The sequence below is a fragment of the Variovorax sp. GW821-FHT06D12 genome, assembly GCF_059419205.1.
In genome coordinates this window covers 834,309-847,111 of sequence record NZ_JBWKRI010000002.1, presented here as the reverse complement: position 1 = coordinate 847,111, position 12,803 = coordinate 834,309, and the positions used below count along the sequence as shown (strand labels likewise).

Annotated in this window: 7 protein-coding genes; 5 read left to right on the top strand and 2 right to left on the bottom strand. The window is 69.2% G+C overall.

The features are described 5' to 3' along the window. Window positions 1-1,131, bottom strand: coding sequence for an ABC transporter substrate-binding protein (locus AC07SQ_RS10295; protein ID WP_495271943.1), 1,131 nt, complete (start codon window positions 1,129-1,131; stop codon window positions 1-3). A gap of 185 nt (window positions 1,132-1,316) precedes the next feature. Between AC07SQ_RS10295 and uvrA the strand changes: the two genes are divergently transcribed. The 5 genes from uvrA (at window position 1,317) to AC07SQ_RS10270 (ending at window position 11,812) form a co-directional block, all read left to right on the top strand. After that, window positions 1,317-7,067: an excinuclease ABC subunit UvrA gene (gene uvrA / locus AC07SQ_RS10290; RefSeq protein WP_495271944.1), complete on the top strand. Its 5,751-nt coding sequence runs from the start codon at window positions 1,317-1,319 to the stop codon at window positions 7,065-7,067. 117 nt (window positions 7,068-7,184) lie between these two features. Next, on the top strand, window positions 7,185-8,234 hold the full coding sequence (gene ocd, locus AC07SQ_RS10285) for an ornithine cyclodeaminase (protein ID WP_492745087.1): 1,050 nt from the start codon (window positions 7,185-7,187) through the stop codon (window positions 8,232-8,234). A gap of 34 nt (window positions 8,235-8,268) precedes the next feature. Next, window positions 8,269-9,315, top strand: a complete 1,047-nt coding sequence (locus tag AC07SQ_RS10280; RefSeq protein WP_495271945.1) for a histone deacetylase family protein — start codon at window positions 8,269-8,271, stop codon at window positions 9,313-9,315. A 106-nt stretch (window positions 9,316-9,421) separates the two neighbouring features. Beyond that, window positions 9,422-10,390 carry a Bug family tripartite tricarboxylate transporter substrate binding protein gene (locus tag AC07SQ_RS10275; protein WP_495271946.1) on the top strand — a complete coding sequence of 323 codons (969 nt, stop codon included), beginning with the start codon at window positions 9,422-9,424 and terminating at the stop codon, window positions 10,388-10,390. 225 nt (window positions 10,391-10,615) lie between these two features. After that, window positions 10,616-11,812 carry a porin gene (locus AC07SQ_RS10270; RefSeq protein WP_307696374.1) on the top strand — a complete coding sequence of 399 codons (1,197 nt, stop codon included), beginning with the start codon at window positions 10,616-10,618 and terminating at the stop codon, window positions 11,810-11,812. 130 nt (window positions 11,813-11,942) lie between these two features. Here AC07SQ_RS10270 and AC07SQ_RS10265 read toward each other — a convergent pair whose 3' ends face one another. Continuing rightward, entirely contained in the window at window positions 11,943-12,767 is an 825-nt protein-coding gene (locus tag AC07SQ_RS10265; RefSeq protein ID WP_495271947.1) for an HAD-IIB family hydrolase, read from the bottom strand. Between the last annotated feature and the right edge of the window lie 36 nt (window positions 12,768-12,803).

The following is a 12,803-nucleotide window of genomic DNA, read 5'->3' as shown; positions in this document are numbered from 1 at the left end:
TCAGCGCTTGAAGCGGCCTTCGCTGATGATCGCGAGGTCCGCGAAGTCGATGCCGCTGTGGTCCTGCGGCGAGTAGCTCACCTCGAGCCCACCGCCCAGGTCGTAGCCCTTGAGGCTTTCGAGCGCCGCCAGCACCTTGGCGCGCGTGGGCTTGGGGCCCGCGCGGCGCAATGCCTCCACCAGCACCTTGGCCGAGGCGAAGCCTTCGAGCGCGGCCGGTGACAGCTCGCCCTGGCCCTTGGCGCGGGCCAGCGTCAGCGCCTCCTTCACCATCGGCTGGCCCATCGAGCGCTCGCTGGGGAACACCTGCGTCACGATCACGCCGCGGCTGGCGTCGCCCAGCTGCTTGATGAAGCCCGACGAGGCGTTGTTCGACAGCGTGACCACCTGCGCCGCCGAGCCCGCGGCGCGCAGCGCCTTGATACCGTCGACCACCGCCACGCCCGAGCCGATCCACACCACCGCCTGCGCGTCGGCCTTCATGATGGCGGGCACGATGGTCTTGTAGTCGGGCTTCTCGCGGTCCGCCGGCACGGTCGCGATCGGCTGGGCCTTGCCCTTGGTGAAGCCGTTCATCGCGCCCTGCAGCGCGTCGGCGCCGAACGAGTCGGTCACGTGGACCACGGCGATGCGCGTGAGGCCAATGGTCAGCAGGTGCTGCACCGCCTTCTCGGCCTCGCGCTGGTAGGTGGCGCGCACGTTGAACACGTGCTTTTGCAGTGGCTTGTGCAGCACCATCGCGCCGGTCGAGGGGCCGATGAGCGCCACCTCGTTCTTGTCCAGGTACGGGATGATGGCCTGCGAGTGCGGCGTGCCGCGGCTCATGAAGAGCGCGAGCACCTTCTTGTCCTCGATCAGCACGCGCGCGTTATCGCCCGCGCGCTTGACGTCGAAGGCGTCGTCCATGCGGATGACCTCGATTTTCTCGCCGTGGATGCCGCCCTGGGCATTGGCCGCGTCGATCACCAGCTGCGCGCCGCCGATGGTCTCGTTCACGCTGGCGGCCACCGAACCGGTCATGCCCGCGGTCTGGCCGATCACGATCTGGGCCGAGGCGCCCATTGCGCACAGCGCCAGCAGGGCGGCCACGCTGAGCGCGTGCCGTGAACCTGCCACTTTCTTCTTCGTCATGAAAGCCTTTCGGAGCCTTCGGGAGACTCGCTGAACAATTGTGAAAACAAATGTCGCATTTGTTTCATAAAGTGTCTTTGGACGCATCCAGACAAACCCCTGCGCGGGCGCCGCCCATGCGCCGGCGTGGGCCGAAGCGTCACGAAGCACTCCCTAGAATGTTTGCCCCACCCCCCAAGGCACTCATGACACAGGGCTCCATCCGGATTCGCGGCGCGCGCCAGCACAACCTCCAGAACCTCGACCTCGACATCCGCACCGGCGAGATGACCGTGGTCACCGGGCCCAGCGGCTCGGGCAAGTCGAGCCTCGTGTTCGACACCCTCTACGCCGAAGGCCAGCGCCGCTACGTGGAGACCTTTTCCGCCTACGCGCGCCAGTTCCTGGACCGCATGGACAAGCCCGCCGTCGACAAGGTGGAGGGCGTGCCGCCCGCCATCGCCATCGACCAGACCAACCCGGTGCGCTCCTCGCGCTCCACGGTCGGCACGATGACCGAGCTGAACGACCACCTGAAGCTGCTCTACGCGCGCGCGGCCCAGCTGTTCGACCGCGAGACCGCGCTGCCGGTGCGCCACGACTCGCCCGACAGCATCTATGCGCAGATCGCCGAGCGCGCGGCGGCCGCGGGCGACCCGCGCATCGTCATCACCTTCCCGGTCGAACTGCCGGCCGGCACCACGGCCGAAGAAGTGACGCAGTGGCTGTCGGCCAGCGGCTTCACGCGCGTGCAGGCCGAGCGCGAGGTGGCCACGCCCACCGGCCCGCGCAAGGTGCTCGACGTGGTGGCCGACCGCTTCCGCATCTCGAGCGCGGAGCGCGCGCGCGTGGTCGAGGCGATCGAGGTGGCGCTCAAGCGCGGCAGCGGGCGCGTCACCGTGCATGCGACCGGCGCCGAGGAAAACGCACCGACCGACGTCTGGAAGTTCTCCACCGGCCTGCATTGCCCGGAAAGCGACATCCGCTACACCGACCCCATCCCGTCGATGTTCTCGTTCAACTCGGCGGTGGGCGCCTGCGACACCTGCCGCGGCTTCGGCCGCGTGATCGGCGTCGACCTGGGGCTCGTGATCCCGAACGACAAGCTCACGCTGCGCGCCGGCGCCATCAAGACCATCCAGACGCCCGCGTGGAAAGAGGCGCAGGACGACCTCATGCGCCACGCCGAGGCCGCCGGCATTCCGCGCGACACGCCGTGGAACAAGCTCACGGAGGAGCAGAAGCACTGGGTGATCGAAGGCACGCCCAACTACAAGGACGGCAACTGGAACAAGCAGTGGTACGGCGTGCGCCGCTTCTTCGGCTACCTGGAGAGCAAGGCCTACAAGATGCACATCCGCGTGCTCTTGTCGAAGTACCGCAGCTACACGCCGTGCCCCGTGTGCAGCGGCGCGCGCCTGAAGCTCGACCCGCTGCTGTGGCGCATCGGCAGCAAGGACGACGCCGACGCGGTGCTGCCGCCTGAAAAGCGCTTCCTGCCCACCGGCGCGAAGTGGAGCCGCGCGCAGCTCGAGGCGCTGCCCGGCCTGTGCCTGCACGACCTGATGCTGCTGCCCATCGAACGGCTGCGCAAGTTCTTCGACCGCGTGGAACACCACGGCAACGGCAGCCCCGCCAGCGAAGGCGAGGCGCAGGCGCTGAAGCTGCTGTTCGAGGAGATCACCACGCGCCTGCGCTACCTGCACGACGTGGGCATCGGCTACCTTACGCTCGACCGCCAGAGCCGCACGCTCAGCGGCGGCGAGGTGCAGCGCATCAACCTCACGACGGCGCTGGGCACCTCGCTGGTGAACACGCTGTTCGTGCTCGACGAGCCCAGCATCGGCCTGCACCCGCGCGACATGAACCGCATCACCGAGGCCATGCTGCGCCTGCGCGATGCCGGCAACACGCTGGTGGTGGTCGAGCACGACCCGGCCGTGATGCTCGCGGCCGACCGCGTGATCGACATGGGCCCCGGACCCGGCGCGCGCGGCGGGCAGATCGTGTTCGACGGCGGCACCGACCAGCTGCGCGACGCCGACACGCTCACCGGCCAGTACCTGGGCGGGCGCAAGAAGATCGGCATGGGCTTCAAGCGGCTCGTGAGCGAGAACACGCACCGGCTCATTCTCGAAGGCGTGCGCGAGCACAACCTGAAGAACATCACGGTCGACTTTCCGCTCGCGCGCCTGGTGTGCGTGACCGGCGTGAGCGGCTCGGGCAAGTCGACGCTGATCCAGGACGTGCTGGCGCCCGCGCTCATGCGCCACTTCGGCAAGGCCACCGAGACGCCGGGCGCGCACGACCGCATGCTCGGCGCCGATCATCTGGGCGACGTGGTGTTCGTCGACCAGTCGCCCATCGGCAAGACCGCGCGCTCCAATCCCGCGAGCTACGTGGGCGCGTGGGACGCCATCCGCGAGATCTTCGCCACCGCGGCGCTGTCGCGCCAGCGCGGCTACACCGCGAGCAAGTTCAGCTTCAACTCGGGCGACGGGCGTTGCCCGACCTGCGGCGGCTCGGGCTTCGAACACGTCGAGATGCAGTTCCTGTCCGACGTGTACCTGCGCTGCCCCGACTGCGACGGCAAGCGCTACCGGCCCGAGATCCTCGAAGTGAAGATCGAGCGCAAGGGCAAGGGCTACAACGTGGCCGACATCCTGGAGCTCACCGTGGCCGAGGCCGCGGCGCTGTTCGACACCGACCGCGACGTGCTGCGCGTGCTGCAGCCCATCGTCGACGTGGGCCTGGACTACGTGAAGCTCGGCCAGCCCGTGCCCACCCTCTCGGGCGGCGAGGCGCAGCGCCTGAAGCTGGCGGGCTTCCTGGCCGAGGCGGCCAAGAGCGCGACCGCGAGCCGCCAGATGGTGGCGCGCAAGGGCACGCTGTTCCTGTTCGACGAGCCGACCACCGGCCTGCACTTCGACGACATCGCGCGGCTCATGCGCGCGCTGCGCAAGCTGCTCGACGCGGGCCATTCGCTCATCGTCATCGAGCACAACCTCGACGTGATCCGCGCCAGCGACTGGCTCATCGACCTCGGCCCCGAGGGCGGCGACGCCGGCGGCCAGGTGGTGGCCGAGGGCACGCCCGAGCAGCTGCGCGAGAACCGCGCCTCGCTCACCGGCGCGGCGCTGGCCGACTACGAACTGGCTGTCGGCCCCGGTGCCTACAAGGTGGCCGAGCGCGCCGCGCGCCGCTACATCGCCAACGCGAAGACGGCGCCCGGCGGCAACGCCATCGAGATCGTCAATGCGCGCGAGCACAACCTGAAGAACCTCAGCGTGGACATTCCGCGCGGCAAGTTCAGCGTGGTGACGGGCGTGAGCGGCTCGGGCAAGTCGACGCTCGCGTTCGACATTCTTTTCAACGAAGGCCAGCGCCGGTATCTCGAATCGCTCAACGCCTACGCGCGCAGCATCGTGCAGCCCGCGGGCCGGCCCGAGGTGGACGCGGTGTACGGCATTCCACCCACGGTGGCCATCGAGCAGCGCCTGTCGCGCGGCGGCCGCAAGAGCACGGTGGGCACCACCACCGAGGTGTGGCACTTCCTGCGCCTGCTGTACGTGAAGCTGGGCATCCAGCACTGCATTCACGACGGCGCCGCCGTGCAGCCGCAGACGCCCGACAGCATCGCCGCGCAGCTGATGCGCAACTTCAAGGGCCAGCACATCGGCCTGCTCGCGCCGCTGGTGAGCAACCGCAAGGGCGTGTACACCGAGCTGGCCGACTGGGCGCGTCCGCGCGGCTTCACGCACCTGCGCGTGGACGGCGACTTTTTGCCGACCACGGGCTTCCCGCGCATCGACCGCTTCAAGGAACACAGCATCGAGCTACCCGTGGCCAGCCTCGACGTGCTGCCCTCGCAGGAGAACGAACTGCGCGCGGCGCTCACCAAGGCGCTCGAGCACGGCAAGGGCGTGGTCCATGTGCTGAGCGAACTCGACGGCCTGCGCGCCGCGATGATGGCCGGCGTGTCCGCCGTGGGCATCGGCCGCGTGCAGGTGTTCTCCATGCTGCGCGCCTGCCCGGTGTGCAGCACCAGTTATGCCGAGCTCGACCCGCGCCTGTTCAGCTACAACAGCAAGCACGGCTGGTGCCCCGACTGCGTGGGCACGGGCGTGAAGCTCAGCAAGGACCAGCGCAAGGTCTTCGACGATTCGATCCGCGACGACGACAGCAAGGGGCGCGAACAGACCTTCGCCGAACCCGAGGTGGAAGACCTCGCCGACGTGGCGTGCCCGACCTGCGAAGGCACGCGCCTGAACGCCACCGCGCGCGCCGTGGGCTTCGGCACCGCGGCCGACGGCTCGGGCGGCATCGGCATCACGCAGCTGGCGCGCATGAGCGTGACCGAGGTGCGCCAGTGGTTCGAAGGGCTGGTGCTCAACGGCCGCGAAGCCGAGATCGCCCGCGACCTCGTGCCCGAGATCAAGAGCCGCCTCGAATTCCTCGAGGAGGTGGGCCTGGGCTACCTCACGCTCGACCGTGGCGCGCCCACGCTCTCGGGCGGCGAGGCGCAGCGCATCCGCCTGGCGGCGCAGCTGGGCAGCAACCTGCAGGGCGTGTGCTACGTGCTCGACGAGCCGACCATCGGCCTGCATGCACGCGACAACCAGATCCTGCTGAACGCGCTGCACAAGCTCGGCGAGAAGGGCAACACGCTGGTGGTGGTGGAGCACGACGAAGACACCATCCGCCGCGCCGACCACATCATCGACATCGGCCCCAGCGCCGGCAAACGCGGCGGCCGCCTCGTGGCCGAGGGCACGGTGGCCGACATCCAGAAGGCCGGCGATTCGCAGACCGGCCGCTACCTGCGCGATGCCATCAAGCATCCGCTGCAGGCGCGCCGCCTCATTCCCTCGCCCGACCCGAAGGCCGAAGACAGCGGCAACTGGCTCACCGTGCACGGCGCCGACCTGCACAACCTGCAGGACGTGACCGCCACGCTGCCGCTGCATCGCCTCGTGGTGGTCACCGGCGTGAGCGGCTCGGGCAAGTCGACGCTCGCGCGCGACGTGCTGCTGGCCAGCGTGCAGGGCATCGTGGTGCAGCGCATGACCAAGGCCGGCCGCGACGCCGATGCCTCGGGCAAGCGCCCGGCCTGGGTCGGCTGCCGCGGCGTCGACGGCTACGAGGTCATCGACCGCGTGCTCGAGGTCGACCAGACCCCCATCGGCAAGACGCCGCGCAGCTGCCCCGCCACCTACATCGGTTTCTGGGACACCATCCGCAAGCTCTTCGCCGACACGCTCGAAGCCAAGGCGCGCGGCTACGGCCCGGCGCGCTTCAGCTTCAACACCGGCGAAGGCCGCTGCCCGGGCTGCGAAGGCGCGGGCGTGCGCACCATCGAGATGAGCTTCCTGCCCGACGTGAAGGTGCCCTGCGAGGTCTGCCACGGCGCGCGCTTCAACCCCGAGACGCTGGCCGTGAGCTGGCGCGGCAAGAGCATCGGCGACGTGCTGAAGATGGAGGTCGACGAGGCGGTGGAGTTCTTCGCCAGCATGCCCAACATCGCGCACCCGCTGCAACTGCTGAAGGACGTGGGCCTGGGCTACCTCACGCTGGGGCAGCCGTCGCCCACGCTGTCGGGCGGCGAGGCGCAGCGCATCAAGCTGGTGACCGAACTGAGCAAGGTGCGCGACGACATCACCCGCCGCGGCCAGAAGGCGCCGCACACGCTGTACGTGCTCGACGAGCCGACCGTGGGCCTGCACATGGCCGACGTCGAGAAGCTGATCCACGTGCTGCACCGGCTGGTGAACGGCGGCCACAGCGTGGTGGTGATCGAACACGACCTCGACCTGATCGCCGAAGCCGACTGGATTCTCGACCTCGGGCCCGAGGGCGGCAACGCCGGCGGACGCATCGTGGCGGCGGCGCCGCCGGAGGAGGTGGTGCGATTGGGTACGCACACTGGCGTAGCTCTTAAGGCCGTGTTGGCACGTTGACGCGCACAGGCGCACAATGGCCTCAACCCTTGGCGCAGGCGCATCCTGAATCAGCCATGGTGGAGACCGTGTGAACGGATGAAGCGCCGTGCCGGGGGCTACGCAAGGAGCCGCGCCATGACCCGCTTCATCGATGTTCACAGCCTGGTTCGCCTGGTGGATGAGACCGGCGTCCCGGAATTCCTCGTCACGCTGGCAGACGCGCTGCGCGACGACTTCCTGCGATGGCGCGAGTTCGACAAGAAGGCGCGCGTGGCCAGCCATTCGCATCTGGGCGTGATCGAGCTCATGCCCGTGGCCGACGACGGCGCCTACGCCTTCAAGTACGTCAACGGCCACCCGCACAACACGCAGGTCGGGCTGCCCACGGTCATGGCCTTCGGCGTGCTGGCCGAGGTCGACACGGGCTACCCCGTGCTGCTGTCCGAACTCACGCTCACCACCGCGCTGCGCACGGCCGCCACTTCGGCCATGGCCGCCAAGGCGCTGGCGCGGCCCGATGCGCGCAGCCTGGCGCTCATCGGCAACGGCTCGCAGAGCGAGTTCCAGGCGCTGGCCTTCCATGCGCTGCTGGGCATCGAGCAGGTGCGCGTGTTCGACATCGACCCGCGCGCCACCGACAAGCTGGTGCGCCACCTCGCGGCCTGCACGCCGATGGAGATCGTGCGCGCCGAGTCCACCGCCGAGGCGGTGCGCGGCGCCGACATCGTGACCACCATCACCGCCTACCAGGGCCATGCGACCGTGCTCACGCCCGACATGATCGAGCCCGGCATGCACATCAACGCCGTGGGCGGCGATTCGCCCGGCAAGACCGAGCTGCACCCCGACGTGCTGCGCGGCGCGCGCGTGTTCGTCGAGTACGAGCCGCAGACCCGCATCGAGGGCGAGATCCAGCAGCTGGCGCCCGACTTCCCGGTGCACGAGCTGTGGCGCGTGCTGCTGGGCGAAGTGCCGGGGCGCGAGCGGCCGGAGCAGGTCACGGTGTTCGACTCGGTCGGCTTCGCGCTGGAGGACTACACGGCGCTGCGCTGCATCCAGCAGCTGGCGCTGGAGCGCGGCGTGGGCCGGCAGATCGCGCTGGTGCCCGAGCTCGACGACCCGAAGGACCTGTTCGGTCTCACCGCCTCGGGGCGGCGCCGGGCGGTGCTGCGGCGTGCGGCATGATGGCAGGCCCTGTCGTCACGCCCTTCGCCGCTTCATGCTCACCATCTACAACGACCAGCACGCCCTGCACCAAGGCCAAGTTGAAATGTTCCGGGGCGAGCTGGTGCCCTGCTTCGAGGTGCCCGCGCGCGTCGACCATGTGAGGCACGAACTCGAGCGCCGCGGCCTCGGCCCGCTGCAGGCGCCCGACGCGTTCGACGACGCGCTGCTGGCGAAGGTGCACGCACCGCGTTACCTCGACTTCATCGCCCATGCCTGGGACGAGTGGGTGGCGCTCGATGCCGCCAACGCCACGCGCGACGCGCTGCCCTCGTACTGGCCCACGCGCGGCATGCGCACCGACGTGCTGCCGCAAAGCTTTCCCGCGCGCCTGGGCCTCTTTGCGTTCGATGCCGGCACGCCGCTGACGGCCGGCAGCTGGGCCGCCGCGCGCCACGGCGCCGCCTGCGCGTGGACGGCGACGCAGCGCGTCCTCGGCGGCGAGCGCAGCGCCTTCGCGCTCACGCGCCCGCCCGGCCACCACGCGGGCGCCGACTTCTTCGGCGGCTACTGCTTCGTCAACAACGCCGCCGTCGCCGCGCAAGCGCTGCGCGATGCGGGCGTCGAGCGCGTGGCCGTGCTCGATGTCGACTACCACCACGGCAACGGCACGCAGGCCATCTTCTACGAACGCAGCGACGTGCACTTCGCCAGCCTGCACGGCGACCCGCTGACCGACTACCCGTACTACCTCGGTCATGCCGACGAGCGCGGCGCCGGCAAGGGCGAGGGCTTCAATCACAACCTGCCGCTGCCGCGCGGCACCGATTTCACGGCCTGGCGCGCAGCGCTCAAGACGGCGCTCGACGGCATCGCGAAGGTCAAGGCCGGCGCGCTCGTGGTGTCGCTCGGCGTCGACACCTTCGAGGGCGATCCGATCTCGGGCTTCAAACTGAAAAGCGACGACTACCTGCGCATGGGCGAAGACCTCGCGCGCGCGGGCCTGCCCACCGTGTTCGTGTTCGAGGGCGGCTATGCGGTGGCCGAGGTGGGTGTGAACGCGGTCAACGTTCTCGAAGGCTTCGCGCAAGCCGCGGGCTGAGGGGGCGAGTAGCCCTGGCGACAGCAGTCGGGTGAGCCCCGATTGCTGCACCGGGCGGGGCAGGGCCCAATGCGCGGCTCGATCCACGCTTCAGGAGCCTTCCGTCATGTTTCGCCGTTCCCTTCTCCGTGCCGCCACGCTGGCCGCCTGCGGCCTCGCCGCGCCGCTGGCGGTGCTTGCACAGGCCTTTCCCGCGAAGCCCATCAAGCTCGTGATCGCCTTTCCCGCGGGCGGCCCGACCGACATCACCATGCGCCAGCTGGCCGACAACGCCAGCAAGATTCTTGGCCAGCCCGTGATCGTCGACAACAAGCCCGGCGCCGGCGGCACGCTGCCCGCGCAGGCGCTGCAGACCGCGCAGCCCGACGGCTACACCGTCGCGCAGATTCCGCTGGGCGTGTTCCGCCTCGGCTACACCACCAAGATCAACTGGGACCCGCTCAAGGACATCAGCTACGTGCTGAACGTCACCGGCTATGCCTTCGGCATCGTCGTGCCGGCCGACAGCCCCTTCAAGACCTGGGCCGACTTCGTGGCCTACGCCAAGGCCAACCCCGGCAAGCTCACCTACGGCTCGACCGGCAACCTGACCAGCCCGCACCTCACGACCGAGATCGTGGCGCAGAAGGCCGGCATCCAGCTGCAGCACGTGCCCTACAAGGGCAGCGCCGACTTGATGCTGGCCGTGGTCAGCGGCCAGCTCATGGCCGCGGCCGACAGCACCGGCTTCGCGCCGCAGGTCGAGGCCGGCAAGCTGCGCGTGCTCAACACCTGGGGCGAGAAGCGCCTGGCCAAGTTCCCCGACGCGCCCACGCTGAAGGAGCTGGGCTACGACGTGGTGCAGAACTCGCCCTTCGGCATCGGCGCGCCCAAGGGCACGCCGCCCGAGGTCGTGAAGAAGCTGCACGACGCCTTCAAGCAGGCGATGGAAGAACCCAGCTACGTGGCCTCGCTCGGCCGCTACGACATGCTGCCCAACTACATGAGCTCGGCCACGTACACCAAGTTCGCGCAGGACACGGTGGTGCGCGAGAAGGTGATCATCGACAAGCTGGGGCTGGCGAAGGAGAAGTAAGCGCCGCCGGAAAAGGGGAGGCGTGCGCGGCGCCTACCCCGATCCGCGACCGCTGTCCTGAACTCACCCCCTATATCCCTCCGTAATCTAGGCGTTAACCCTATGTAATCCCTTTGTCTTCCAGTGAAGGAAAACTCGGACCCAGTCTCGCGGCAACAAGGCCCGGACGTCCCAAAGTCGCGCCCGGTCTCGGCGCAGCGGCATCCCCCTCCTGGAGTGACACCAATGAAAAAATCCCTGCTTGTTCTGGCTGCCATCGCAGCCTGCGGCGCCGCGTCGGCGCAATCGACCGTGACCCTGTTCGGCGTGGTCGATGCCGCCTACCGCAACGTAGCGAACAAGAGCGTTTCGACCACCCCCTTCGGCCCCGCCTACAGCGTGAAGGCCAGCCGCAGCGAGCTGGCGAATTCGGGCCTGAGCTCGAGCCGCCTCGGCTTCCGCGGCGTGGAAGACCTGGGCGGTGGCCTGTCGGCCAGCTTCTGGCTCGAAGCCCCGATCACGAATGACGACGGCGCCACCGGCGTGTCGAACTTCACCCGCCGTTCGACCGTGAGCCTGGCAGGCAGCTTCGGCGAACTGCGCCTGGGCCGCGACAAGACCGCGACGGTGATGAACGAAGAACAGTTCGATCCGTTCGGCGACACCGGCATCGGCGGCTCGCTGATCATCGACGCCAACGAAGCCAGCGTGCCGGGCAGCGGCTACGGCAGCAACGGCACCTACAAGCGCGCCAGCAACATGGTGCAGTACTTCCTGCCGCGCCTGGGCGGCTTCTACGGCAACGTGGCCTACGGCCTGGCCGAGCAGACGCGCCTGTCGCCCGACACCGCCGCCAGCACCAACACCGGCCGCCACATCGGCGGTCGCCTGGGCTACACGACGGGTCCGTTCGACATCGCTGCCAGCTACGCGCAGAACGACACCAGCTTCACGACCGGCAGCGGCGCCGCCGCCGTGGCACGCCCGGGCAAGGTCAAGACCTTCAACCTCGGCGCGACCTACGACTTCGGCGTGGCCAAGCTGTTCGGCGAGATCTCGCGTTCGAAGGACGAGCGCAACGCGCTGAACATCTTCACGCCCGGCCAGGACGTGGACCTCACCGGCTACCTGCTGGGCGTGACCGTGCCGGTCGGCCCGGGCGTGATCCGCGCGTCGTATTCGCAGGTCAAGTACGACTTCAACCGCGTGCCCGTGTTCGGCGTGAACAACGCCGATCCGAAGGCCAACAAGCTCGCGCTGGGCTACGTGCACAACCTGTCCAAGCGCACCGCGCTGTACGGCACGGTCGCGCGCGTCAGCAACAAGAACGGCGCAGGGCTCACGGTGGGTGCCGGCCCGTCGTACGCCACCACGTTCAACCGCACCGCGCTGCAGGCCAAGAGCTCGATGGGCTACGAGTTCGGCATCCGCCACACGTTCTGATGTCCTGAAGGGTCGCGCATTGCGCGACCCTCACCCCTGCAAGTTTCTCCAAGGGTCGTTCAACCGGTCCATTCGGCCCGCCCTGTGCGGGCCTTTTTTTCGTGCGCGACGCCCGCGCGGCGTGCTTGGCTCAGCGCGCCGACAGCACCGCGTGCGCGGCCTGCGCAAAGCCCGCGCCGCGCTCGCCCTGCGTCACGTAGCGCGGCAGGTGCTCCAGCTGCGGCACGAAGCGCGCGACGTTCGCCACGCCGATGCTGTGCGCGAAGCTGCGGAACATCAGCTGGTCGTTGGTGGAATCGCCCACGTAGGCCCAGCGGTCCATCTCGTCGTCGAGCGTGCGGCCCCAGAGCTCGCGCACGATCCAGCGCGCGCCTTCGAGCTTGTCGTTGTCGCCGTACCAGCCGTTGATGTGGATGCTGCTCACGGTGGCGTGCATGCCCTCGCCGCGCATCAGCGCGACGACGCGCGCGATGGTGTCGTCGTCGAGCGTCACGAACTCGCTGTGGTCGATGGCGATGTCGGTCTCGCGCCCGGGCGAGTCGGTGGCGCGGCCGGCGCCCGGAATCTCGCGCTCGATGCGCGCCAGCACGGCCTGCATGCGCGCGAAGTTGGCGGCGCGCGTGGCGGCGTCCTGCTGGTAGCGCTTCTCGACACCGCCATCGGCCGCCGGGCGCAGCGCGACCGCGCCGTTCTCGGCCACGATGGCATCGACCGGCCAGCTGTTCACGAAGGGCAGGCTCCAGCCCACGGGCCGGCCGGTGATGGCGACCACGGCCAGGCCCGCGGCCTTCAGGTCGGCCAGCGCCTTCAACGCATCGGGCGTGATCGCGCCGTCGGAGGTGAGCGTGTCGTCGATGTCGGTGAACACGCCGACCAGCGCCGCGCGCGCGTCGGCGGGCCAGCGCGTGAGCGGCAGCAGGTGGTGGGGCGAGGCGGGCAGGGGAGGCGAAGACATGAGCAGGATTCTCGAAGAGGCCCGTGATCGTACCGG

Coding starts and splice junctions, on each gene's coding strand:
- AC07SQ_RS10295 (WP_495271943.1), bottom strand. CDS start 1,131: ATGACGAAGAAGAAAGTGGCAGGTTCACGGCACGCGCTCAGCGTGGCC.
- uvrA (WP_495271944.1), top strand. CDS start 1,317: ATGACACAGGGCTCCATCCGGATTCGCGGCGCGCGCCAGCACAACCTC.
- ocd (WP_492745087.1), top strand. CDS start 7,185: ATGACCCGCTTCATCGATGTTCACAGCCTGGTTCGCCTGGTGGATGAG.
- AC07SQ_RS10280 (WP_495271945.1), top strand. CDS start 8,269: ATGCTCACCATCTACAACGACCAGCACGCCCTGCACCAAGGCCAAGTT.
- AC07SQ_RS10275 (WP_495271946.1), top strand. CDS start 9,422: ATGTTTCGCCGTTCCCTTCTCCGTGCCGCCACGCTGGCCGCCTGCGGC.
- AC07SQ_RS10270 (WP_307696374.1), top strand. CDS start 10,616: ATGAAAAAATCCCTGCTTGTTCTGGCTGCCATCGCAGCCTGCGGCGCC.
- AC07SQ_RS10265 (WP_495271947.1), bottom strand. CDS start 12,767: ATGTCTTCGCCTCCCCTGCCCGCCTCGCCCCACCACCTGCTGCCGCTC.